The sequence below is a fragment of the Patescibacteria group bacterium genome (assembly GCA_020148145.1).
GTDB lineage: Bacteria > Patescibacteriota > Minisyncoccia > Minisyncoccales > JAHCRE01 > JAHCRE01.
Window position 1 is genome coordinate 19,224 of sequence record JAHCRE010000013.1, and the last position, 24,257, is coordinate 43,480.

A 24,257-nucleotide genomic window follows, 5' to 3' on the forward strand; every position below is an offset into this window, starting at 1 on the left:
TTAGTGGCCTGGTAGCCAAGTAGCAAAGGCAACTCTCTGCAAAAGAGTTATACGTGGGTGCAATTCCCGCCCAGGCCTCAGCTTAAACGTTGGCGGGTGAGCAAAATTGCTATAGGCAAATGCAAATCTCGCCATAGCCTCAAAATCTGCCGCGGTGCTGGAATTGGTTTACAGGACAGACTTAAAATCTGTTGGGTATATTTACCCGTGTGGGTTCGAGTCCCACCCGCGGCACATAAAAAACCGCGCCATATGGCGCGGTTTTTTTCTTTAATAACCTTAGCCTTCCAATATTTCAATATAAGTTCTTTTCGCTCCAAAATTTAGAGCCTCCCAATAGGAGGGAAACCAGATGTCTATATGGAAATTCCCTTTTTTCCAATGCATTCTGTCTTCAACAACAAAAATTTTTTCTCCATAAATTTCTGGTATTCTGACTTTTGTTCCAAAAGACAAAAGATTATTTGCCACAATTCCTTCTTTAACCCAGGTTCCAGCAGCAGTCAAATAGGGATTATTATCAGTTTCCCGGGCCGAAGAAGAATAAGCCGTAACAATTACTTTTATCTTTCGAGCGACTTTTGGTTCAGGACCGAGGTGGTCAGATATTGGTAAAAGGCTATTTTCCTGAATAATAGCCAATTCATCTTCTAAAACTTCTTCAATAAAAGAATCAGATAAATTAGCATCTATTTTTTGAGTTCTAGCCTCAAATATAGACCCACCGCCAATAAAAAAACCAATTCCTATTAAAACAATAATTAAGATATTTTTGTCCTCAAAATTGAGGTGTTTTAAGTTCTTACTCATCTTAAAACCCCTTTTTGGGGTTTTACCATATTAACTTATCCACAAGGTGGTGTCAACCCCTTCGGTGGAGTCCACAGTCGATGCTGAACTTATCGAAGTATCAAAAATAAAAAAAGAGCGGGCCGCCCGAATGGGCGAGCCTCGCTCAGTAAAGATGAGCGGGAGACGGGACTTGAACCCGCGATTTTCTCGTTGGCAACGAGACGTTCTACCACTGAACTACTCCCGCACTGTACCATGTCTAACGTGGCTACCGCTTTCGAGGCGGTGCCGGGGGAGGGAATCGAACCCTCGACCTCTTCTTTTTCAGAGAAGCGCATCTACCACTGAGCTACCCCGGCTAATTTTACTCTATCACATTTTTCAAAAATTTAACCTAATTTTATGGGCGGCATAGGACTCGAACCTATAACCTCCTGAATGTAAGTCAGACGCTCTAACCATTGAGCTAGCCGCCCTTTTTTACTTGTTGGTGCCCAGGGCGGGAGTCGAACCCGCACGCTCTTACGAGCACAGCACCTCAAGCTGCTGCGTATACCAAATTCCGCCACCTGGGCTTATTTATTTTTCTTTCTTTTCCTCAACTTTTTCGCCTTTTTTCTCTACAGCTTTTTCTAGCTTTGCTACAACTTTATCGGATAATCTAACCTTTTCTTTTAATTCAATTTTTTTCAATCTTGCCTTTTTCCCCTTAGCCTTTCTTAAATAATAAAGTTTTGCTCTTCTTACTTTTCCTCTTTTTAAAATATCTATTCTTTCAATAGTAGGGGAGTGGATTGGAAAAATTCTCTCTACTCCAATTCCAGAAATTACTTTTCTAACTACAATTGTTGCCCCAATTTCTTTGCCATGTTTTCTAGCTAAAACTAAGCCTTCAAAAGTTTGAGTTTTTTCTTTTTCTCCTTCTTTAATTTTTTGGTAAATCCGAACAGTGTCACCCGGACGGATGTCAGGCAGGTCTTTTTTTAAAAATGGTTGGAAAAAAGTTTCAAGTTTAGGAGCCATAGGAGATTAAATTTTTTAATATTTTTTTTAGATCCTCTGGTAATTTTGATTTTAACTCTTTCTCCTTTCCATCAGGCAATTTTATCTTTAAATAACTAGCATGTAGGAACTGTCTTTTCAAATCCTTAGGTCTTGGCTGATTTTTAAATCTATATAATTCATCTCCGGCAATGGGATGGAAAAGATAAGCGAGATGAGTTCTAATTTGGTGGTGTCTCCCAGTTTTAGGAACCACTTCAACTAAAGTATAGTTTTTGAATCTTTTTAAAACTGAATATTCGGTAATTGCTAATCTTTTACCTCTTTTCTTCGCCCGAGGTTCGTGAATTAAATAAGCTCTTTGTTTTTTTCGATTTTTCAGAGATCTACCAATTAAAGTTTTAATTTCGCCAAAATTTTGTTTAATGTTTCCAATGACCAAGGCTAAGTATTTTTTGGTTACTTTTCCTTCTTTAAACTGTTTTTGTAAAAAATTTAAGGTTTTATTGTTTTTGGCTATCAATAAAATTCCCGAAGTATCTCTATCTAAACGATGGATGATTCCATACCTGGGAGCCTTACCAACATTTTTTAAATCAGGACAATTTTTTAAAAGATGATCAATTAAAGTTTTTTCAACAATAGGTCTTTCAGGATAAACAATGATTCCCGCCGGCTTCTCAATTCCTAAAATATTTCCATCTTCATATAAAATTTTCAATTCCATGTGGGCGCGACAGGACTTGAACCTGTGACCTCCTCAATGTCAGTGAGACGCTCTAACCTCTGAGCTACGCGCCCTTGGTGCGCACGGGTGGACTCGAACCACCGACCCCAGACTTATAAGGTCTGTGCTACTACCACTGAGCTACGTGCGCATTTTATTTTATTTCTCTTACTTTCAGAGAGCGAATTTTGGGAATTTTAGTTTTCTTTTTTCGGGGGATTTTCTTTTGGGCTTGTCTTCGACGAGAGGAGGTGGTGTGGCCTTTTACCAATCTCTCAAACTCTTCTTTTTCAATTGTTTCTTTTTCAATCAAAGTTCTAGCGATTTTTTCCAAAAGCCTTCTTTTTTTAATTAGAATCTTTTTTGCCTGCTTTTGGGCATTCTTAATAAAGCGATCTACTTCCTTATCAATTTTGGCTGCTACTTCTTCTGAATAATTCCTTTGTTCTGAAATCTCCTTTCCCAAAAAGACCAACCCTTCTTTTTCGCCAAAAGAGACCGGCCCTAAAGATGACATTCCATATTCCTTAACTAACTTTCTCGCCAGTCTAGAAGCTTTCTCTAAATCATTACTGGCTCCAGTAGTAATTTCCCCAAATCTCAATTTTTCTGCTGTGTAGCCGCCAAGCAAAGTTGTCATTTCAGCCAAAAATTGGGACCTAGTCTTCATTTTTCTTTCCTCAGTAGGCACCCTGAGAGTATAACCTAAAGCTAAACCTCGAGCAATAATTGAAATTTTCCTAACCGGTTCAGTCTCGGGAAGCAAAACAGAGACTAGGGCATGACCTGCTTCATGATAGGCGGCAATTTCCTTTTCTTTTTTAGATAGAATATGGCTTTTTCTTTCTGGTCCCAATAAAACCTTTTCAATTGATTCCAGTATTTCTTCTTGATAGACCTGAGCTTTATTTTTTCTGGCTGCTAAAATCGCTGCTTCATTAATTGCGTTGGCTAAATCGGCCCCAGAAAATCCTGGAGTTCTTTCAGCAATTTCCCGTAGATTTGCATTTAAAGCCAAGGGTTTTCCCCGACAGTGGATTTTTAAAATCGCCTCTCTCTCATTGATATCTGGTAAATCTAGAACCACTCTTCTGTCAAATCTTCCCGGTCGGAGCAAGGCAGGATCCAAAATATCGGGTCTATTGGTGGCTGAAACAACTATTAAATTTGTATCTCTTTCGAAACCATCCATTTCAACCAAAATTTGATTTAGAGTTTGTTCTCTTTCATCGTGACCTCCTCCAATTCCTGCTCCCCGATGACGACCAATGGCATCCAGTTCGTCAATGAAAATTATTGCCGGAGCATTCTTTTTGGCGGTAGAGAATAAATCTCTTACTCTAGCTGACCCTACCCCAACGAACATTTCTACAAATTCTGATCCCGAGATTGAGAAGAAAGGAACATTGGCCTCACCAGCTACCGCTCTTGCCAGTAAAGTTTTTCCAGTTCCTGGAGGTCCCATTAGTAAAACTCCTCTGGGAATTCTCGCCCCCATTTTCAAAAATTTTTTTGGGTTTTTTAAAAAATCAACAATTTCTTTTAATTCTTCTTTTGCTTCTTTTAGACCAGCCACATCTCTGAAAGTAATTTTTTCTTTAGGATGTCCTTCAGCCCCAAAGAGTCGTGCCCGAGCTCTAGTAAAGTCAAAAGTTTGGGTTACCCCGGCCTTGGCCTGGCGGAAGATAAACCAGAAAATAAGGAAAAAAAATAAAAAAGGAAGAAAATATAGAATTGGACCGAGCCAGGTTAAGATTCCCCCTTCTTCTTTTATTTCAATTGCCACTTTTTTTAGTTTCTCAACGTCTACTCCATAATTTAGCAAAAATTGGGATAAATCTATCTCTGCTTCTTTTCTTGACTTGGCTTTTGTTTCGTCTCGATAGGTTATTTGTAGTTCATTACCAGAAATAATAATTTTTTTAATCTTTTCTTGATTGATTTCTTCGACTAACTGGCTTAAAGGAAGTTGTTTCTCTTTTTCAAAAGGTTGGAAAAATAAACTAAAAATAGCTGAAATAATCAAAAAAATGAATAAAATAACTATAAAATTTTTGATTAAATTTTTCATTTCCCCTTTTTAGGATAGCAAAGGTTTTCTAAAAAATCAACTTTTTTGAAATTAAAAAACGACTTAATTTTGGAGCCGTTTTCAATTTTCTACTTAACTAATTTTAGGCTCATTCGATGCTCAGTTGGTTCAATTGATAAAATCTCAAAATCATATTTTTTACCAATTTCTAAAATTTCTGCCATTTTTTTCTGAGAGCCAAATTCAGAAATATGGCATAATCCTTGGATTTTTGGAGTGATTTTGATAAAAGCACCGAAGGGATTAAATTTAGTAACTTCACCTGAAATTTTATCTCTTTTTTTGTATTTCTTTTCGATATTTTTCCAGGGGTCTTTCTTTAAAGCCTTTAAAGATAAAAAGACCTTTTCCTCAGAAATCTTAATAATTTTTACCTTTACTTTCTGGTTGATTTTGACTATTCCTGAAGGATCTTCTATTATTCGCCAATCGAGTTCAGAGATATGAATTAATCCTTCTAAATTCTCTTCTCCGAATTTAATAAAGGCTCCGAAATCTAAAATAGCGGTGATTTCGCCTTCAACTACATCTCCGACTTTATAGTTTTTTAAGGTTTCTTTTATTCTTCCGGTTTCTGTTGCCTTTTCTGACAGAATAAGCTTTTTTTCCTTTTGATCGAGGTCAAAAATTTTCACCTCCAATTCCTTACCAATAAATTTTTGGAGTTCTCTTAAAATTTTTGCACTGTCTCCTCCTTCTACCCTGGGATAATGCTCTACAGATAATTGGGAGACCGGTAGAAAGCCCGAGATTCCTGAGATTTCTGCCAATAACCCTCCTTTATTTGCTCCCAAAATTTTCACTTTTAGAGTTTCATCCCCTTCCCTTTTTTGTTTAAGTGTTTCCCAGGTTAATTCTTTTCCCGCTTGGCTTACTGAGAGTTCAATATAGCCTTCTTCATTTTCAAGGTCTATTATTTTAGCGAAGATATTCTCTCCAGTCTTAAAGTCTTTTAAGATCTCCTTCGTTTCATAAAACTCTTTCCCATAAATTATTCCGGTCCCTAAGGCCCCTAAATCCAAAAAGACCGCCGATCTCCCCTTACCAATGATTTTACCCTTGACAATTTCACCTATTTTTGGAGGCATTAATAAATTACCCTGAGTTTTTAAAATCTTTTTCATACTCTTTAATTTAAAATAAATTTTTAATTTTGGCAAGCCCTGTTAGAAAACTGAAGAGCATGATTTTTAGATTATCTAGTGATTTCTCTAACGGGGCAAGGGTTGAAGCTAAAATAAATTCATGGTAAAATAAAATTAAATTCTAATAACAACCCAAATCGGAGAGGGGTCGGTCAAGACGCGAGGCTTCTTCGCGAAGCCTGCGAAGCGGATTGAGTCGGAAAGCCCCGCCTGGGAGAACCTTCCGGTTCTCCCGTGTAGGAAAATATTAAAAACCGAAGGGACGCGAGAGTTCTTAGCTCTGCGGAAACTCCCGTCCTAGGGTTTTTAAAGAGCGAGCCCGAAGCCCAAAGGGCGCCAGCCGAAGGCTGGGAGAGGGCGAGCGATCTCTCTATGTATTACTACTATGCAAATTATTTGGCATGGTCAATCCTGCTTTCAAATTATTGCCAGTTTTGGAAAAGGGAATAGAGTAAATATTATCGTTGATCCCTTTTCAGAAGATATTGGATTAAAACTTCCTTCATTGGAAGCTGATATTTTACTTGTTAGCCACTATCATCACGATCATGATAATGTTAAGGCAGTAAAGGGCTCGCCATTTTTAATTACAGGGCCTGGCGAATATGAGATAAAAAATGTATTTATTCAGGGAATTCCGGCCTTCCACGATGATTCCAAAGGCCGAAAAAGAGGAGAGGTGACAATTTTCACTATTGAAACTGAAGGAATGCGACTTTGCCACTTAGGAGATATTGGTCAAAGGGAATTGAACCCTGATCAACTTGAGAAAATTGGCCAGATTGATATTTTAATGATTCCTGTAGGGGGAATTTATACGATTTCTTCTAAAGAAGCCTCAAAAATAATTTCTCAAATTGAGCCAAAAATTGTTATTCCCATGCACTATCAAGTTCCCAGATTGAATATAAAATTAGAAAGTTTGGATAAATTTCTAAAGACTATGGGTCAAAAATCAATTGAACCTTTAGTTAAATTATTTGTCAAGGAAAAAAACCTACCCACCGAAGAAATGAAAATTGTAATCCTGAAACCATAAAAATGAGTGATTTTTTAAAAAGAATTCAAGGTCTGCCATTAATTAAAAGAAAAATTATTTTATGGTCAATAGTAGTTATTTTAGGATTGATTTTAGGCACTCTTTGGGTAAAAAGTGCCCAAAAAAGAATTAGAGGTTTTCAAAAAGAAGAATTTTTTGAAGAATTAAAATTACCTGAACTTGAAGAAGAACTCGAAGAAGAACTTAAAGAAGAATTAGAAAAGCTACCAAAAAATGAGATTGAAGAAGAACTGGAAAAATCCATAGAAGAGATGGAAGAATTAATAAAAGAGGCTGAGAAACAATCTCTAGAAGAAAAATAAAATGCCAAATAAATCTCAAAAACAAAAAATTGAAATAGGCTATATTAAACCTCGGGAGATAACAAAAGAGATGGAAGAATCTTATATTGATTATGCAATGTCAGTGATTATCTCCCGGGCCTTACCTGATGTCAGAGATGGGTTAAAGCCAGTCCATCGCCGAATTTTATATGCAATGCATGAAATGGGATTAAAACATGACTCGAAATTTAGAAAATCAGCCACAGTAGTTGGATTTTGCCTTGGCCATTACCATCCCCATGGTGATCAGGCAGTCTATGATGCATTAGCTAGAATGGCTCAAGATTTTTCTTTAAGGTATCCCTTAATTCAAGGTCAGGGAAATTTTGGTTCGATTGATAATGACCCTCCGGCCGCCCAACGCTATACAGAATGCAGGCTTTCAAAAATTGGCGAGGAGATGCTTAAAGATATTGGCAAGGATACTGTTGATTTTGTTGAAAATTACGACGGAACAAGAAAAGAACCAATTGTTTTGCCTTCTCCCCTTCCTCAACTCTTATTAAATGGTTCTCTTGGAATTGCGGTTGGGATGGCAACTAATATTCCCCCTCATAATCTTTCTGAGGTTTGTGATGCTCTAATTTATTTAATTTCCCACCCCAAAGCTGATACCGAAGACCTTTTCAAATTTATTAAAGGCCCAGATTTTCCAACTGGAGGGCAGATTTTTGATCAAAAAGGAATAATTACTGTCTATTCCCAAGGGAAGGGACCAATTGTCATTAGAGGAAAGGCAGAAGTGATTAAGGCCGAGCGAGGTAAAAGTCAAATTATAATTACTGAAATTCCTTTTCAAGTCCAGAAGTCAACTTTGGTTGAGCAATTCGCCAAGGTTTATCAGGAAAAAAGGGTTGAAGGGATAAAAGATATTAGAGACGAGTCCGACAAAGAAGGTTTAAGAATTGTTATTGACCTTTCTCGAGATGCCTATCCCCAGAAGATTTTGAACCAACTTTATAAATTCACTGATCTTCAGAAAACCTTCCATTTAAATATGATAGCTTTGGTTGACGGAATCCAACCTAGGGTTTTAAATTTGGTAGAAAATTTAAATTATTATCTTTTACATCGAAAAGAAGTAATTTTAAAAAGAACAAAATTTGAATTAGAAAAAGCTAAAAAAAGAGTTCATATTTTGAAAGGATTAGCTAAGGCACTTTCAAAAATTGACCAAGTTATTAAAACTATAAAAGCTTCAGCTGATAGAGAACAAGCTCAGAAAAATTTAATAAAAAGATTTAAATTAACCCTACTTCAGGCCGATGCTATTTTAGAAATGAAACTATCTGCCTTAGCAAGATTAGAAAGAAAAAAAATTCAAGAGGAACTTAAGGAAACTTTAGTTAGAACCAAAGAGTTCCAAGCCATTCTAAAAAGTCCCAAAAAGATAAAAGAGGTTATCAGAGAGGGGTTAAAGGAAATAAAAGAAAATTTTGGCGATGAAAGAAAAACAAAAGTTTTTGCTAGAAAGATCGGGGAGATTCCTGAAAAAGACTTAATCCCTATTGAAGAAACAATTATTACTCTGACTCAGGGTGGTTACATTAAAAGAATAAAGCCGGCTACTTACAAACGTCAAAAAAGAGGAGGAAAGGGAATTTTGGGGATGAAAACCATTGGGGAAGATATTGTTGAGCATTTTCTAATAGTAAAAACCCACGATTCTTTGTTGTTTTTTACTGACTCGGGAAAGGTTTTTAAAACTCTGGTTTATGAAATTCCCCAAGGAACCAGGGTAGCCAAGGGCCGAGGACTTCTTAATTTCTTAGAGATTTCTCCCCAAGAAAAGATTTTATCACTAATTTCTTTGGGGAAGAATGATCAAAGTCTGGGGATAAAATATCTGGTAATGGCGACTAAGGATGGTATAATTAAAAAAACAGCTTTGAAGGATTTTGAAAATATTAGAAAATCAGGACTAATTGCTATCACTCTTAAAAAAGGAGATACCTTGAGAGGTGTTCAGAAAACAAGTGGTGATAATGAAATTATTTTAGTGACAAAGAAGGGTCAGGCTATAAAATTTAAGGAAAAAGAAATAAGGTCCATGGGGAGAAGTGCTGCCGGGGTGAAAGGGATAAGATTAAGAAAAGGAGATGAGGTGATAGGGATAGACATAATAAAATCAAAAATCAAAAATCTCGTCGCAGGCGAAGCGGACCAAGGGCGGCAAAAATCAAAAATTCTATTGGTGGTGAGTAAAAATGGGTTTGGGAAAAGAACAGATTTAAAAGAATATCGATTGCAAAAAAGAGGAGGTTCCGGGATAAAGACAGCTAAAATTACTAAAAAAACCGGAAATTTAATTGTTTCAAAGATTCTATTTGGTTTAGAGGAAGATTTAATTGTTATTTCTCAAAAGGGCCAGGTAATTAGGACTAAAATTGCCTCGATTCCAAAGATTTCCCGAGCCACCCAGGGAGTAAAAATTATGAGGCTAGAAGAAGGAGATAAAGTAGCCTCAGCAACTTGTATCTGATTCACTTGGACCCCTTTCTTCAAAAGACTACAACCCGCCCACCCATTCTCCCAAGCTTCGCTTGGGCCCCTAGGTGTCCAACCGCCAAAGAAATATAAGGTGTCGTTCGCCCGGGACCTTATAACCCGTGGCTCACGACAGGATCTATAACTGTGGAAAAGGGATTTCTAAATCCAAAAAAAGTTTTAAATCAAATTAAACTAAGGAAAAATATGATTGCTGCTGATTTTGGCTCAGGTTCTGGTGGTTGGGCAATACCTTTGGCGAAAAGGTTGAAAGATGGAAAAGTTTTTGCTATTGATATCTTAGAGGAGCCTTTATCGGCCTTAAAAAGTAAAGCCGAAATTGAGAGGATTTCAAATATTGAGACAGTTCTCTCTGATGTGGAAAGGGAAAATGGTTCAAAATTAGCTAATAATTTTTTAGACTTGGTTTTAATGACCAATCTTTTATTTGAGATAGAGGATAAAAAATTAGTAATGTCTGAGGCTAAAAGAGTATTAAAAAAAAGAGGGAAAATTTTGATTGTTGATTGGAAACCTGAGGTTTCTCTAGGTCCAAAAAAAGGAAGAGTTGCCCTAAAAGATATAAAAAAAATAGCCGAAGACCTTGATTTAAAATTAAAAAAAGAGTTTACAGCTGGGGCTTACCATTATGGATTAATATTTTCTAAGCCATAATGGCACAGAGGGGGTCGGGGAGATTGGGTAGGGGCCCGCGTCTGAAGCGGGAGGGTGGCGGGTGGGTGGCGCGTCCCCGTATAGGAAAACAGCGAGCGAATGAAATGAGCGAGAGTTAGAAACCGTGGGTTTCTAAGGAGCAAAGCGACCATTATGGCTTAATATTTACTAGAACTTAGTTTATGCTAAAATAATATAATTTTATGAATCTCCGTCTTAAAAAAACAATTTTCTTTTCATTTCTATTTTTTCTTTTGATGCCCTTATTGGCTGAAGCGATAGAAATAGAAAATCCTCTTAAATATGATACATTTGAAGAAATAGTAGAGGGGATTATTGATTTTATTTTTGTGATTGCTGTAGCCTTAGTTCCTTTAATGATTATTGTAGCTGGTTTTTATTTTGTAACCGCAGGTGGTGATCCGGGAAGAATTCGGACTGCCAAGCAGATAATGTTCTGGACAATAATCGGATTTGCTATAGTTTTACTTGCCAAAGGACTAATTACTGTGATAAAACAAATACTAGGAGTACCTGAAGGTTAAAAGTCGAAAAAAGTAAAAAAATAAAGGTCGAATAAAAACAAAAAATAGAAAATAAAAAATATGAGTAAAGTCATTTCAGTTCTAGTCTTAGTAAGTCTTTTGACTTTTTTGGTATTGCCAATGGTAGCCCTAGCCCAGGACACATGTACCTTAGAGGAAGATTTGTCTGATATTCATCCAGATTGTACAGCAGGTTCAGAAGTAGACCTAGATACGTATGGGATGTGTTGTTTAGTGAATTCAATCTATGTTGTTACTAAATGGTTAACCTTTATTATAGGGGGTGTTGTTGGGCTTATGATAATTGCCGGAGCATTTATGATTGTAACAGCAGGTGGTAATCCAGAGAAAGTGACCTCTGGAAGAAATCTTATTTTGTATGCAGTAATAGGTATGGTAGTTGCCCTTTTTGCCAGGGCTATTCCAGCCATTGCAAAGGCAATTCTAGGAATAGGATAAAATTAGAGGATAGAGATAGAAAAATTAGTAAGATTTTGACCTTCTGTTCGGAAAGAACGAGAGATTTTGATTAAATTTAAACTATAGAGAGGGTTGAGTAAAAATAAAAAATATGAACAAAATTATTTCGGTTTTAGCTCTGGTAGGTCTTTTAGTTTTGCCAATGGTAGCCCTAGCCCAAGATACATGTCACTTAGAGGAAGATTTGACCGAGATTGACCCGACCTGTACAAGCGGTTCAGACGTAGATCTAGATACGTATGGGATGTGTTGTTTAGTGAATTCAATCTATATTCTTACTAAATGGCTAACTTTTATTATAGGGGGTGTTGTTGGGCTTATGATAATTGCCGGAGCATTTTTGCTTGTGACGGCAGGTGGAGCACCTGATAAGGTAAGCACTGGGAGAAATTATATTTTGTATGCAGTAATAGGTATGGTAGTTGCCCTTTTTGCCAGGGCTATTCCAGCCATTGCCAAAAGGCTAGTAGGAATATACTAGTAGGATTGAAAGTTGGAGGAGATTTTCTTATCGGAAAGAACAATAGTGATTTCAATTTAATCAACCCCGCCAGGCGGGGTTGATTTTTTGATTTTAAAAAGATAAGATAATTAAGATGTCCTTGTGGCAGAACTGAAATACGCATCCCCAACTTTTTGTCCCTGTGGTGAAATTGGTACACACGTGTGGTTTAGGACCACATCCCGAGAGGGTTGCAGGTTCGAATCCTGCCAGGGACACAAAAAACCGCTGCCTCAAACACAGCGGTTTTTTGATAAATCAGTTAATGATTAATTTTAGCCTTTTACTACTATCTTTCTTTTCCTCTCCTTTTCAATCTTTGGTATTTTTATAGTTAAAATTCCTTTTTCCATTGAGGCTTCAGCTCTTGAGGGGTCAACTTCCACTGGTAAGATGATTTCTCTAGAAAACGGTCCCCAATAACATTCCTGATAAAAATAATTTTGCTTAACTTCCTCAGCTGGTTTTTCTCTATTTCCTTTTATCATCAATACATCATTTTCTATTGAAATATCCAAATCTTCAGATTCTACTCCCGCAATAGCAGATTGAATAACAAGATTATCGTCTGTTTGGTAAACATCAACTGCCAATTGCCCTTTTGCTTTAAGCCACTTTTCTTTTGATTTCTCAACTTTTTTTGGTTCTTCTTCTACTTCTAACTTTTTAACTTTTTCTGACTCTTTTTTTATTTTTTCTTCAACTTCCATTTCCCCTTCCTTTTTTAATTTTTCAAAAAAAGACACCATATTATTAAATTTTACAGACACTGGCCATTTTCTCTAGTTTTTTAAAACCTAAAGAAACAAATAGGGCTAGTCCAATTAAAATGATTATTGGTATTATTAATCTTAAATTTCCTTCTATTACTATTATAGAAAAATTATAAAGCCCATGCAAGATTATAGCTAGCCCTAAGCCTTGAGCAATTAATTTGCCCTGACTTTTTGTTTCAAAAAAAGACAGGGCAAGAAAATAACCTATCAGCCCTGAGGAAAGAGCATGTAAAAATGTGGCAGAAATAAAACGGAAAGAGGCTAAGACTAAAGTTTCCTCAAGGGGTAAAAAAAATATTTTCGGAGACAAAAAAATTAAGATATTTTCTAGGGCGGCAAAGCCCAAAGCTGAAATTATCATATAAAGCATAGCATCTAATGGTTCATCAAATTCTGGATTAGACACCACTTTTTCTTTAACTACTAAATATTTTAAAATTTCTTCTACTAAGGCAATTCCGATAAAGAAATTTAAGACTTGAATCAAAATTGGGGAAAGATTCAATTTTAAAAATCCTTTTAAAATTACCATTTCAATAAAAACTGCTGGTATAGCCACTAACATCCCATAAAAGAAAATTTTTAAAATCATTCTCTTGGACTCAGGGTGAACATCTTTTCTTAAAAAAAATAAAAGCCAGATAATACTGGGTAAAAGACCAAAGATAAGATAAAGAGGATAATTCATATTAGCAAATTACGCGTTGGGGCCATTCTTCAATCATTAAACATTTCTTTTTATTTTTCAATAATAATTTCTGGTAAATTTCTTCAGTTATAAAAGGTATAAAAGGGTGTAAAAGTTTCAAAGAATTTAATAAAACATAAAGTAAAATTTTTTCGGTCTCTTTTTGACATTTAATATTTGACATTTGATATTTACTTTTTTCAATATATTCATCGCAAAAATCATGCCAGAAAAAATTGTAAAGTTTATGGCTGGCCTGACCAAAAAGAAAATTTTCTAAATCTTTGTTAATCGATTTTATTGTTTTATTTAATGCTTTTAATATTCTTTTATCAGCCTGGGTAAATTTTCTTTTATTTAATTTTTTAATCTCGATTTGTATTTTTGCTTTTTTATTTTTGCCGCCCTTGGCGAGCCTCCCGCCGAAGGCGAGGTTCGCCCGAGGCGACGCCTCTGGCGGGATTTTTGACTCCAAGATTTGTTGCAAGATAAATCTCGCGGCGTTCCAGATTTTATTACAGAATTTTTTTCCCATTATTATATTATCTTCAATAAATCGAATATCCTGACCTCCCATGACTTGCCAGATTATTCCGAATCGGGTGGCATCAGCCCCATATTTTTCAATAAGATTTATTGGATCAATCCCAGTACCAAGGGATTTTGACATTCTTTTCCCTCCTTTGGTTAAGACGGTGGGATGAATATAGACTGTTTTAAAAGGATTTTTTTTCATAAATTCCATTCCAGAAAAAATCATTCTAGCCACCCAAAGATTAAGAATATCCCGGCCAGTACTTAAAACATCGGTTGGATAAAATTTCTTAAGATCTTTTGTTTTTTTGGGCCAACCAAGGGTAGCGAATGGCCAGAGGGCTGAAGAGAACCAAGTATCTAAAACATCATTTTCACCTTTAATCGGGATTTTATGTCCCCACCAGATTTGCCGAGATATACACCAATCTTTTATATTTTTCAACCAGTCAAAATAGACCTTCTTCCATCTTTTTGGATGAAATTTTATTTTACCAGTTTTTACAGCTCCAGTTGCGAGTTTTGCCAGACCTTTCATTTTTAAAAACCATTGATCAGAAGGAATTAACTCAATTTTGGTATTGCATCGATAACAGCGTGGAATTTGATGGACATAATCTTCAATTTTCTTCAAGAGACCTTGATTTTTTAAATTTTCAACAACTTTTTTTCTGGCCTCGAGAATAGTTAATCCTTGATAGGGAAGAGGAGCTTCTTTTGTGATTTGACCTTTTTCATTAATAACCTGTCGAATTTCTAAATTATGACGCAATCTGATTTCAAAATCTTTTAGATCATGGGCAGGAGTAACCTTAACTGCTCCAGTTCCAAATTTTGGATCAACTAGCGAATCTTTAATAATAGGAACTTCTCTATTGGTTAAGGGCAAAATTGCTTTTTTCCCAATAAAATTTTTATATCTCTCATCTTTTGGATTTACAGCCACCGCCGTATCTCCTAACATGGTTTCTGGCCTAGTGGTGGCAATAACAATATAGGATTTAGTTTTTAGCGGATAGCGAATATACCAGAGTTTCCCTTTTTCTTCTTTATATTCTAACTCAAGATTTGACAAAGAAGTCCCACATCTTTTGCACCAATTTATAACTCTTTTCCCCTGATAAATCCAGCCTTTTTTAAAATAATGTAAAAAAGCCCTTTTTACTGCTTGGCAATAATTCTTATCCATAGTAAATCTAGTTCTTGACCAGTCACAACTAGAACCTAGCTTTTTTAATTGGTCTAAAATAATATTTCCATATTTTTCTTTCCAACACCTTGCTCTTTTAATAAATAATTCTCGCCCTAAATCAAATCGAGTTTTACCTTCTTTTTTTAATTCTCTTTCAACTACGTTTTGAGTAGCAATCCCGGCATGATCTGTTCCCGGGAGCCATAGAGTTTTAAAACCTCGAAGACGTTGCCAGCGAATTAAAATATCCTGAACCGTTGCATTTAGGGCATGGCCCATATGAAGGGTACCTGTAATATTCGGTGGAGGAATCAAAATGGTGTATGGTTTTTTATGCCGAGGAGGTAATTTATCAGGATTAAAAAAACCTGACCTTTGCCAGAGATTATAAATTCTTTCTTCAACTTTTTTAGGATTGTAAACTTTTGAGAGTTTCATCTTAGGTTTATTTTAACATAACATTTAGTTTATTCTCAGGTTTGCTTTAACTTTAATTTCTCGCCAAGTTCTCTTTTTTCCTTTTAGCAAATGGCAATAGGCAGTTATTCCTGTCATTACCGCATTATCAGTGCAGTATTTAGTATCAGGTATCAAGCATTTGGTATTTGGCAAATTTTTCTTAATAATTTTTTGGAATTGTTTGCGCAATTCTTCGTTAGCAGTAACCCCACCGCCAAGCATTATAGTTTTTACTTTATATTCTTTAGCTGCCCTGAGAGTTTTTCTAATTAAGACATCAATTATTGCCTGTTGGGTTTCAGCACACATTTTTCGGATATATTTTTTTGACCTCTGGGTTTTTTCAGATTGACTTTTAAAATTATATAAAACTGCCGTTTTTAAACCAGAGAAGCTGAAGTCATAATCTTTAGAATTAATCATCGGTCTTGGTAACTTAATTCGGTTATTGGTCATTGGGGTGGGGGATTTCCATTGCTTGGCAATCTGGGCAATAGCTGGCCCTCCGGGGTAGCCAAGCCCTAAAATTCTGGCTACTTTGTCAAAGCATTCTCCAGCCGCATCATCCCTTGTCTCGCCTAAAATTTTGTATTTTCCAAAACCTTTCATTAAAATCAGCTGAGTGTGTCCGCCACTTACCACTAAACAAACCGCAGGAAAAATATTTTTGAGATTTGAGATTTGCCACCTGAGATTTGAGCTAACTGGTGGAAGCCAGTTAGCGAGGATGTGAGCCTCAATATGATTAATTGGTAAAATTTTTAATCCCCAGAAATAAGCTAGGGCCTTGGCAAAGTTTACTCCTACCCACAGACAAGGTTCTAGTCCTGGCCCAATTGTTATCGTAATTAAATCAATTTTTGGTTTTTTATAATCCCTTAAAAATTTTTTTAATTTTTCAAAAAGATATTCTTCTCGCTCCAAAATTTTTTCTAAATTTTTAATTCTAAGTTTATTTTTTACTTTTTGATTTTTGATATTTGATTTTAGTAATCTCGATTCCATTAAGACCTGTTTTAATACTGGAACAAGATTGTGCTGATGTTCTCGTTTAGCCAAACTTGGATAGACTCCCCCCCACTTTCTGTGAATTTTTACTTGGGACGAGACAATATTGGATAAAATTTTAAAGCGAAGCCTTTTTTTTCCTAAAGCTAAAATTAAAGCAATACAAGTATCGTCACAGGATGTCTCAATTGCTAAAATAATCATATATATACCTATCTTAAATTTTTCCTTGCCTTTTTTCAATCTTTTTGCTAAATTTAATTTAGCAAAAAAACAGAGGGGGGTCGGGGGAACTGGGTGGGGGCCCGCGAAGCGGGAGGGTGGCGGGTGGGTGGCGTCCCCCGCATAGGAAGACAGGGAGGAGTGAAGCGACGACTGCCAGAAACCGAGGGTGTCTGGGGAACGGTGTTAGTGGAGCAAAGCGACGCGTACCGCGACCTTTGAGTTAAAATTTTAAAGGGAATGGTGCCATCGTCTAGTGGCTAGGACAAGGGGCTTTTTTAACCCTGCATCAATCTTTGACTGGCCTCGTCATCTAGTGGTTAGGATACGACTCCTTCAAAGTCGAAATACGGGTTCGACTCCCGTCGAGGCCATAAATTTGGTGCGGGGCAAGTCCCTAAACACGGGTTCGATTCCCGTTGGCGCCATAGAGATTTTTCAGAGCTCAGCTCTGATAATTTTTATTAATGGAAGAAGATTATTATCTTAAAGTTAATCGGGCCTCTGATTTAAAGGATTCAAAAGAAAGGGCGCTTTTTAGGTTTTTTGAGATTTTTCCAGGATTGATATCCTGGGGAACATTAATTTTAGTAATTATTCTCTCCTGGCAGAAACCTTTTTTTGTTGCTATTTTTATTATTTTTTTCGTGATATACTGGTTTTTCCGAACAATTTATCTTTCCTTTCACCTTCGATCTGGGTTTAAAAGAATGAAAGAGCACGAGAATACCAATTGGCTAGAGAGACTTAATCAACTGAAAAATAGAAATTGGAAAAATATTTATCATTTGATCATTTTCCCAATGTATAAAGAGCCTCTGGAAATTGCTAGGGAGACTTTTAGAGCCTTAGAAAATACTGATTATCCTAAGGATAAAATGATTGTGGTTTTAGCTTGTGAAGAAAGAGCAGGGGAGAAAGCAAAAAAAACAGCTAAAATTATTGAAAAAGAATTTGGAAAAAAATTTTTTAAATTCTTAATCACTTTTCATCCAGCAAATTTACCAGGAGAAATTGCTGGTAAGGGTTCAAACGAAGCCTGGGCGGCAAAAAGGGTAAAAGAGCTTTTAATAGATCCTCTAAAAATTCCCTATCGAAATATCATTTTTTCTTCTTTTGATACTGATACCTGTGTTTTCCCGAAATATTTTAGTTGTTTAACCTATCATTATTTAACCTTAAAGAGGCCCGCTAGAACCAGTTTTCAACCTGTCCCCCTTTTCATTAATAATATCTGGCAGGCCCCTAGTATTTCTCGAATTTTTTCTTTCTCCTCAACTTTCTGGCATACTATGAACCAAGAAAGGCCAGAAAAACTGATTACTTTTTCTTCCCATTCAATGAGTTTTAAAACTCTAGTTGATGTTGATTTTAAACAAAAAAATGTTGTTTCAGACGATTCAAGAATTTTTTGGCAGTGCTTTCTGAAATATGATGGAGATTATAATGTTCAACCTCTCTATTATCCAGTTTCAATGGATGCTAATGTAGCCAAAAGTTTTTGGAGAACATTAATTAACATTTATAAACAACAAAGGAGATGGTCTTATGGAGTAGGGGATATACCCTATTTTCTTTTTGGCTTTTTTAAAAATAAAAAAATCCCAATATCCAAAAAATTTTCTCTGGGATTTGAGTCAATTGAGGGTCACTGGTCTTGGGCCACTGCCTCTATTTTAATCTTTCTCTTGGGGTGGCTACCTTTGATTTTAGGGGGAGAAGAGTTTTCCCAAACCTTAATTTCTTATAACTTACCAATAATAACAAGAAATATCTTGACCATAACTATGATAGGTTTAGTAGGTTCTGCTTATTTTAGTCTCCTTTTACTTCCTCCTCGGCCACCCAAATATGGTCGGTTTAAATTCTTGATTTTAATCTTCCAATGGTTGTTCCTGCCCTTGACTATGATATTTTTTAGTTCCCTTCCAGCCTTAGATGCTCAGACCAGGTGGATGTTAGGGAAATACATGGGTTTTTGGCCGACCGAGAAAATCCGAAAGAATTTCGAAGGAGGCTAAAAACCAGAAAGGGGGTCGGGGGAACTGGGCAGGGACCCGCGAAGCGGGAGGGTGGTGGGTGGGTGGCGTCCCCCGTGTAGGAAAACAGCGACTCTCCGAAGCCTTAGCGAAGGATGAAAGCGCCAGAAACCGTGGGTGTCTGGGGAGCGAAGCGACTTTTGGCCGACTGAGAAAATTCGACAATAATCTATTCCAGGTGGACCCTTTTTTGAACCCTCTTTAATTTCTCCCTCAGTAGGGGATATTTTTTTAACCCTGGATCTTTTCTTAAGATTTCCTTTGCTGCCTCTCGGGCTTTTTCGACTAAAAGTATATCTTTTAAAGAATCCATAGCCAGATCAGGAATTCCCCATTGTCTTGTTCCAAAAAAATCACCTGGGCCCCGAATTTTTAAATCTTTCTCAGCTAGCTCAAAACCATTCTCTGAGGATACTAGGGCTTTTAATCTCAAATTTGTTTTTTTAGCCGGTGAATCAGTAAACAAAAAACAAAAAGATTGATATTTAGATCTTCCTACTCTTCCCCTAAATTGGTGAAGTTGGGCTAGGCCAAATCTTTCGGCTCCTTCAATCATCATTACTGTGGCATTAGGAACATCAATTCCTACTTCAATTACCGAAGTTGAAACTAGAATATCAATTTTTTTATTTTTAAAATCTAACATTTGCTTTTCTTTCTCTTTAGTTTTCATTCTTCCATGTAACATCCTCACTTTTAAATCGGGAAAGACTTTTTTTGATAATTTTTCATATTCTTCCTTAACTGCCTTTACCTCTGCCCAACCCAAAATCTCTTCTTTTGATTTTCGATTTCCCTCTGTAGATTTTTGATTTGGTTCAATTCTTGGACAGATTACAAAAACTTGTCTTCCCTTTTTGATTTCTGATCGAATAAAATCATAGGCTCCTTTTCGATTGGCCGGAGCCACAACTTTAGTAACTATTTTTTTTCTTCCTTTAGGTAATTCATCAATTATTGATAAATCTAAATCTCCATAAATAGTTAAAGCTAAGGTTCTAGGAATAGGGGTGGCAGTCATTGATAATAAATGGGGAATAAGTTTTTTCCCTGAATCTTGACAGAGGCGAGCTCTTTGCTCAACTCCGAATCGATGTTGCTCATCTAAAATTACTAGAGCTAAATTTCCAAATTTTACTTTTTCCTGAATTAAGGCATGGGTACCAATTAAAATATCAATATTTCCTTTTACTACTTTCTCTAAAAGTTTCTTTCGAGAAATTTTTAATACTTCTCTCTTTGCTTTTTTTGAGATAATTTTACTTTCTTTACCGGTCAAAAAACCGATATTTAAATTAAAATCTCTTAAAGTCTTAGAAATTTCCTGAAAATGTTGTTTAGCTAGAATCTCAGTTGGACACATCATGGCTATTTGATAGCCAGCTTTTGTTGTATTCAAGGCGGCCATAACCGCTACCACTGTTTTACCCGAGCTGACATCGCCCTCTAAAAGCCTGTTCATTGGTCGAGACCTTTCCAAATCCTTTAAAATCTGCCAGACTGATTTTTTTTGGGCATTTGTTAATTTAAAAGGCAAGGCCTTAGTGAAATCCTGAATTAATTCAATGTTTAAGGGTATAGGTAAAGAATTTCTCTGGGAAATTTTTACTCTCTCTCTTAAAACCAAAAGAGAAATAAAAAATAGCTCCTCAAAAGAGAATCGCTGTCGGGCCTTTTTCGCTAATTTTAAGGAATTAGGAAAATGAATTTGCCAGATTGCCTGCTCGATGGGGAAAAGTTGATACTGTTTTCTTATTTTCTCAGGCAACGGATCAGGAATTTTATTTTGAAATTTAATTAAAAGAGGTCTTAGAATCCACCTTAGCCACCTGGAAGATAATCCCTCAGTTTCTGGATAAACTGGAACAATTCTTCCGGTGTGAATTAAGTCAGCCTTTTTGCTAATTTTTTCATAAGTTGGATTTGATAAATAGATCCCTTTATCTCCCAAGACCACTTTCCCTGCCAAACAAACAAAACCTTTTGGCTTTAAAACTTTTATTAAATAAGGTTGATTAAACCAGACTACCTTTATTGCTCCGGATTCATCTTCAATAATAGCCTGAGTTAAAATCATTCTTTTTTTCCAGGTTCTGGTATTTTCTATTTCTAGAATTTTCCCCTGAATGCAGCAGGTTTCATTAAGTTTTACTTTGGCAATAGGAATTATTTTTGAAAAATCCTCATAACGATGAGGAAAGTGAAAAAGAAGGTCGTCAATTGTTTTAATTCCCAATTTCTTCAACCTCTTTTGGTATCTAGGACCTACTCGAGGCAGACTCTCAATTGGAGTAGAAAGATTCATGAATTCAAAAAATTGCTCCGATATAACATCGAAGCGCTTGTGCGCCCGGCAGGAGTCGAACCTACAACCTTCTGATCCGCAATCAGATGCTCTTTCCATTGAGCTACGGGCGCATTTTTGCATATAAATTTTTGTAAAACACGACCTATCTCTAGTAATTCTTTTCCTATACTACTATCTTTATAATGGATACTACAAATTCCCGCAAAGTTTTTTCTAAATCGCTTTGTTTTGCTGCGTTTTTTTACAGAAACTTTATAGAACTGGCTTAATGGGACATTAAATAGTTTTGACCAGAAGTTTTTAATCTTTTTTATTGAATGATAATAATGTACACGTAACCAAATGCTGAATTTACTTTCGTCAATATCGTAGCACTTTCTGAGCAACGTTATATATAGAAGTAACAAGTTGGGGTCAGTGTTAATAAATGTCGTCTTACTTACACCCTTATATTTACTCCCTTCTGTCCAATATAACATAGCGAGCAATGATTTATAAAACCCAATATCTCCTAAAGGATAGCTTTCTATTTCTTTTTCTATTTTTTCTTTTAGTAATCGAGCCCCTTCTTTCCTTTTCTTCTTCCATTTATTTTTTAAAGCAACCACCGCTAATTTGCGTATTTTGGCGAGATGCTCTAACATTGCCTTTCTAGTAATTGGTTTTTTTATCGTTTTTCCAAACCAAGTACTTATAGTGCTTTTCGGTACACCTAAAAGTTCTCGTATTTCTCGATAACTTTTCCCAGCTAATATCAATTGCTTTACTTCTTCCTTCTCTTTTAGTGTATATGATTTTTTTTGCATTTTTTGATTTGAACGGATAGTTTTAAATATTATACTATATTCTGTTCGAATACACAACCCAGATTGACTTAATTAATTTTAATAGATAGAATATAAACTGGAGGAGTGTCCGAATTGGCAAGGAAGTGGCTTGCTAAGCCATGACGGTTAATCCCGTCTGTGGGTTCGAGTCCCACCTCCTCCGCTTTGGGCGGGATGCGAGAGCGGTTTATTCGGCCTGTCTTGAAAACAGGTGTACCGTAAGGTACCGGAGGTTCGAATCCTCCTCCCGCCGCAAAAGTGCGGGGTAATTCCCGCCCTCTCCGTTAAATCAAAAACCGGCTTCCGCCGGTTTTTTGTTAACTATTTAATAATATAGCTGTTAATTTCTATCCTCTAGCCACTGCTGTTCCCCAGACTTCTTTAGCGCCTGATTCCTTCAAAACTCGGGCGCCCTCATTCATGGTAGCACCAGTTGTATAGACATCATCCACCAAGAGAATTTTTCTCCCTTTTATTTTTTCTTGATTTTGGCAAAGAAATACCCCTAAAATATTTTCTTTCCTCTCTTCTTTATCCTCAATCTCAACCTGGGGAAGGGTTTCCTTGATTTTTATTAGAGCATCTTTTAAAACAGGAATTTTTAAAGATTTCGAAAGTAAAATTGCAATCTCAGCTGCTTGATTAAATCCTCTCCATTTTAACCTCTTTCTATCCAAAGGAATAGGGATAATTAGAAATTCAGAATCTGAAAATTCTTTGTCAAGAATTAAAAAATGAGTTATTATTAAAGAAGCTAAAGGCTTGGCCAGTTCTTTTATAAAAGGTTGGTATTTAAATTGACTAATTATTTTTTTTACGAGATAATCTTGATAAGGAGCAGCAAAGTAAAGCCCATTTAGTTTTATAAATTCTTTACAGCCCCGGCAGGTTTCTCCATTTATTACTCTTTTCTGGCAGCCAGGACAGAATTGATATTCTAAAATTTCAATTATTGAACAACAATCTTCGCAAAGGTATTTTCCCTCTCGGCCACAACCTAGACAAGATTTTGGAAAAAAGAGTTCTAATAAAAAATTTTTCAATTTAGCAAAAATTCTCATAATGAGAAGCATTCCAATTTCTTCTATTTTAGGTTATAATTTAATATATCATAATAATTCACCAATTTTAAAAACTTAATTTTCAGATAGCATTTTCTACTTTAAAATGGTATTATAGAAAAGATGATTCGATTCCCTTTTAAAATCGCATCTAAAAGATGTTTGGGGATAGATATTGGAACATCGAGTATCAAAATTGTTGAGTTGTCTCTCCGGGGAGAGAAAGTAAAATTAGAAAGATATGGTGAAATAGCGGTTCAAACCCTTTATGAAAAACCATTCCGAACTTCTGAAAAAAGTACCCTTTTACTCTCTAGTCGAGATATTGCCCGGGCAATCTCAGCTGTTTTAAAAGAAACAAAAATTTCAGAAAGAAAAACTATTTTCTCCATTCCTGATTTCTCCAGTTTCTTTACCAATTTTGAACTGCCACCAATGACTAAAGAAGAAATAGCCGAGGCAGTAAGATTTGAGGCCCGACATCATATTCCTCTTCCTTTATCTGAGATAGTTTTAGACTGGTCAATAGTCGGAGGAGTAGTTGACCAAAAAAAAACTCCTCTGAAAATATTATTAGTCGCCGTTCCAAAAAGTATTATTTCCCAATATCAACAAATAGCAATTCTGGCCAATCTCGAAATTAAAGCCCTAGAGGCAGAAGCATTTGCACTGGTAAGATCTTTAGTTAAAGAGGATAAAAGAGTAATTGCCTTGTTAGATATTGGAGCCCAGAGTACTACCGTCAGCATTATTGATCAGGGAATTTTAAAAATATCACATAGCTTTGATGTTTCAGGAAATGAATTGACCCAAATGATATCTAAATCTCTGAATGTTGATTATAAAAAAGCAGAAAATTTAAAAAAAGAATACGGGTTAATACCTTCAGAGAGAAATATTAGAGAAATTTTAATCCCCTTGATTGATTTAATTTTAATTGAAATGGAAAAAACCTCTCGGACCCTATATGGAGCTGAAAAAAAAGAAATCCAAAAATTTATTATAGCTGGAGGAATAGCCTTGCTTCCTGGTCTAAAAGAATATCTCACAGAAGGTCTCAAAAAAGAAGTAGAAATTGCTAATCCCTTTTCCAATATTTTATATCCCCCAATCCTTGAAAAAACTTTAAAGGAAATAGGGCCTAGTTACGCAATAGCAGTAGGTGTGGCTCTAAGGGGACTAGAATAATCGGAGAGGGGTCGGTCAAGACGCGAGGCTTCTCCGCGAAGCCTGCGAAGCGGATTGAGTCGGAAAGCCCCGTCTGGGAAACCATTCGGTTCTCCCGTATAGGAAAATATTAAGAACCGAAGGGA

At 36.1% G+C, this 24,257-nt stretch carries 20 protein-coding genes and 13 tRNA genes; 15 read left to right on the forward strand and 18 right to left on the reverse strand.

The window, feature by feature from the left end:
- The first annotated feature begins 5 nt into the window (after positions 1-5).
- Together KJA15_01855 and KJA15_01860 are read left to right on the forward strand one after the other, a co-directional pair.
- Positions 6-78: transfer RNA gene (locus KJA15_01855), tRNA-Cys, on the forward strand.
- A gap of 70 nt (positions 79-148) precedes the next feature.
- A tRNA-Leu gene (locus KJA15_01860) sits at positions 149-234 on the forward strand.
- Positions 235-279: 45 nt separating this feature from the next.
- Here KJA15_01860 and KJA15_01865 read toward each other — a convergent pair.
- From KJA15_01865 to KJA15_01915, 11 genes are all read right to left on the reverse strand, one after another.
- On the reverse strand, positions 280-810 hold the full coding sequence (locus KJA15_01865; protein MBZ9572061.1) for a 3D domain-containing protein: 531 nt from the start codon (positions 808-810) through the stop codon (positions 280-282).
- A gap of 157 nt (positions 811-967) precedes the next feature.
- Positions 968-1,039: transfer RNA gene (locus tag KJA15_01870), tRNA-Gly, on the reverse strand.
- Between the two features lie 39 nt (positions 1,040-1,078).
- A tRNA-Phe gene (locus tag KJA15_01875) sits at positions 1,079-1,151 on the reverse strand.
- 44 nt (positions 1,152-1,195) lie between these two features.
- Positions 1,196-1,268 (reverse strand) — tRNA-Val (locus KJA15_01880).
- Between the two features lie 12 nt (positions 1,269-1,280).
- Positions 1,281-1,367: transfer RNA gene (locus KJA15_01885), tRNA-Leu, on the reverse strand.
- A gap of 4 nt (positions 1,368-1,371) precedes the next feature.
- Positions 1,372-1,815 carry a 50S ribosomal protein L19 gene (rplS, locus tag KJA15_01890; protein ID MBZ9572062.1) on the reverse strand — a complete coding sequence of 148 codons (444 nt, stop codon included), beginning with the start codon at positions 1,813-1,815 and terminating at the stop codon, positions 1,372-1,374.
- Positions 1,805-2,521 (reverse strand): RluA family pseudouridine synthase, encoded by a 717-nt coding sequence (locus KJA15_01895; protein ID MBZ9572063.1) that lies wholly within the window; start codon positions 2,519-2,521, stop codon positions 1,805-1,807. The genes rplS and KJA15_01895 overlap by 11 nt, the downstream gene beginning before the upstream one ends.
- Position 2,522: 1 nt before the next feature.
- Positions 2,523-2,595: transfer RNA gene (locus KJA15_01900), tRNA-Val, on the reverse strand.
- A gap of 1 nt (position 2,596) precedes the next feature.
- Positions 2,597-2,672, reverse strand: a tRNA-Ile gene (locus KJA15_01905).
- A gap of 3 nt (positions 2,673-2,675) precedes the next feature.
- The gene (ftsH, locus tag KJA15_01910; protein MBZ9572064.1) at positions 2,676-4,592 is read right to left on the reverse strand and encodes an ATP-dependent zinc metalloprotease FtsH; all 1,917 of its coding nucleotides are present in this window, start codon (positions 4,590-4,592) and stop codon (positions 2,676-2,678) included.
- Between the two features lie 89 nt (positions 4,593-4,681).
- On the reverse strand, positions 4,682-5,737 hold the full coding sequence (locus KJA15_01915) for a S1 RNA-binding domain-containing protein (protein ID MBZ9572065.1): 1,056 nt from the start codon (positions 5,735-5,737) through the stop codon (positions 4,682-4,684).
- 406 nt (positions 5,738-6,143) lie between these two features.
- On the opposite strand from KJA15_01915, the gene KJA15_01920 reads away from it, so the two are divergent.
- The 8 genes from KJA15_01920 (at position 6,144) to KJA15_01955 (ending at position 12,048) form a co-directional block, all read left to right on the forward strand.
- Positions 6,144-6,797 (forward strand): MBL fold metallo-hydrolase, encoded by a 654-nt coding sequence (locus KJA15_01920; GenBank protein ID MBZ9572066.1) that lies wholly within the window; start codon positions 6,144-6,146, stop codon positions 6,795-6,797.
- A 2-nt stretch (positions 6,798-6,799) separates the two neighbouring features.
- A complete protein-coding gene (locus KJA15_01925; GenBank protein ID MBZ9572067.1) occupies positions 6,800-7,120 on the forward strand; it encodes a hypothetical protein in 321 nt (106 codons plus the stop codon).
- Position 7,121: 1 nt separating this feature from the next.
- The gene (gene gyrA / locus KJA15_01930; GenBank protein ID MBZ9572068.1) at positions 7,122-9,623 is read left to right on the forward strand and encodes a DNA gyrase subunit A; all 2,502 of its coding nucleotides are present in this window, start codon (positions 7,122-7,124) and stop codon (positions 9,621-9,623) included.
- Positions 9,624-9,835: 212 nt separating this feature from the next.
- On the forward strand, positions 9,836-10,303 hold the full coding sequence (locus KJA15_01935) for a class I SAM-dependent methyltransferase (GenBank protein ID MBZ9572069.1): 468 nt from the start codon (positions 9,836-9,838) through the stop codon (positions 10,301-10,303).
- A 203-nt stretch (positions 10,304-10,506) separates the two neighbouring features.
- Positions 10,507-10,848 (forward strand): hypothetical protein, encoded by a 342-nt coding sequence (locus KJA15_01940; protein ID MBZ9572070.1) that lies wholly within the window; start codon positions 10,507-10,509, stop codon positions 10,846-10,848.
- Between the two features lie 60 nt (positions 10,849-10,908).
- Positions 10,909-11,307, forward strand: a complete 399-nt coding sequence (locus KJA15_01945; protein ID MBZ9572071.1) for a hypothetical protein — start codon at positions 10,909-10,911, stop codon at positions 11,305-11,307.
- Between the two features lie 112 nt (positions 11,308-11,419).
- On the forward strand, positions 11,420-11,809 hold the full coding sequence (locus KJA15_01950; GenBank protein MBZ9572072.1) for a hypothetical protein: 390 nt from the start codon (positions 11,420-11,422) through the stop codon (positions 11,807-11,809).
- 157 nt (positions 11,810-11,966) lie between these two features.
- Positions 11,967-12,048: transfer RNA gene (locus KJA15_01955), tRNA-Leu, on the forward strand.
- A 57-nt stretch (positions 12,049-12,105) separates the two neighbouring features.
- Here KJA15_01955 and KJA15_01960 read toward each other — a convergent pair.
- Genes KJA15_01960 through KJA15_01975 form a run of 4 tightly spaced genes read right to left on the reverse strand, consistent with a single transcriptional unit; the run spans position 12,106 to position 16,730 of the window.
- The gene (locus KJA15_01960) at positions 12,106-12,579 is read right to left on the reverse strand and encodes an Hsp20/alpha crystallin family protein (protein MBZ9572073.1); all 474 of its coding nucleotides are present in this window, start codon (positions 12,577-12,579) and stop codon (positions 12,106-12,108) included.
- A gap of 4 nt (positions 12,580-12,583) precedes the next feature.
- Positions 12,584-13,294, reverse strand: coding sequence for a PrsW family intramembrane metalloprotease (locus KJA15_01965; GenBank protein MBZ9572074.1), 711 nt, complete (start codon positions 13,292-13,294; stop codon positions 12,584-12,586).
- Position 13,295: 1 nt separating this feature from the next.
- Positions 13,296-15,458 carry a valine--tRNA ligase gene (gene valS / locus KJA15_01970; GenBank protein ID MBZ9572075.1) on the reverse strand — a complete coding sequence of 721 codons (2,163 nt, stop codon included), beginning with the start codon at positions 15,456-15,458 and terminating at the stop codon, positions 13,296-13,298.
- Positions 15,459-15,482: 24 nt separating this feature from the next.
- Positions 15,483-16,730 (reverse strand): tRNA (adenosine(37)-N6)-threonylcarbamoyltransferase complex transferase subunit TsaD, encoded by a 1,248-nt coding sequence (locus KJA15_01975; GenBank protein ID MBZ9572076.1) that lies wholly within the window; start codon positions 16,728-16,730, stop codon positions 15,483-15,485.
- Between the two features lie 281 nt (positions 16,731-17,011).
- Between KJA15_01975 and KJA15_01980 the strand changes: the two genes are divergently transcribed.
- Both KJA15_01980 and KJA15_01985 read left to right on the forward strand, forming a co-directional pair.
- Positions 17,012-17,083: transfer RNA gene (locus KJA15_01980), tRNA-Glu, on the forward strand.
- 93 nt (positions 17,084-17,176) lie between these two features.
- Positions 17,177-18,730 carry a hypothetical protein gene (locus KJA15_01985; GenBank protein MBZ9572077.1) on the forward strand — a complete coding sequence of 518 codons (1,554 nt, stop codon included), beginning with the start codon at positions 17,177-17,179 and terminating at the stop codon, positions 18,728-18,730.
- A gap of 187 nt (positions 18,731-18,917) precedes the next feature.
- On the opposite strand, the gene recG is transcribed toward KJA15_01985, so the two are convergent.
- Positions 18,918-21,053 (reverse strand): ATP-dependent DNA helicase RecG, encoded by a 2,136-nt coding sequence (recG, locus tag KJA15_01990; protein ID MBZ9572078.1) that lies wholly within the window; start codon positions 21,051-21,053, stop codon positions 18,918-18,920.
- A 40-nt stretch (positions 21,054-21,093) separates the two neighbouring features.
- Positions 21,094-21,166: transfer RNA gene (locus tag KJA15_01995), tRNA-Arg, on the reverse strand.
- Positions 21,167-21,961: 795 nt separating this feature from the next.
- Here KJA15_01995 and KJA15_02000 point away from each other — a divergent pair.
- Positions 21,962-22,046: transfer RNA gene (locus tag KJA15_02000), tRNA-Ser, on the forward strand.
- 5 nt (positions 22,047-22,051) lie between these two features.
- A tRNA-Ser gene (locus tag KJA15_02005) sits at positions 22,052-22,136 on the forward strand.
- A 94-nt stretch (positions 22,137-22,230) separates the two neighbouring features.
- On the opposite strand, the gene KJA15_02010 is transcribed toward KJA15_02005, so the two are convergent.
- Positions 22,231-22,944 (reverse strand): ComF family protein, encoded by a 714-nt coding sequence (locus KJA15_02010; protein MBZ9572079.1) that lies wholly within the window; start codon positions 22,942-22,944, stop codon positions 22,231-22,233.
- 123 nt (positions 22,945-23,067) lie between these two features.
- Between KJA15_02010 and pilM the strand changes: the two genes are divergently transcribed.
- Complete coding sequence (gene pilM, locus KJA15_02015) at positions 23,068-24,132, forward strand: type IV pilus assembly protein PilM (GenBank protein ID MBZ9572080.1); 1,065 nt, start codon at positions 23,068-23,070, stop codon at positions 24,130-24,132.
- The last annotated feature ends 125 nt before the right edge of the window (positions 24,133-24,257 follow it).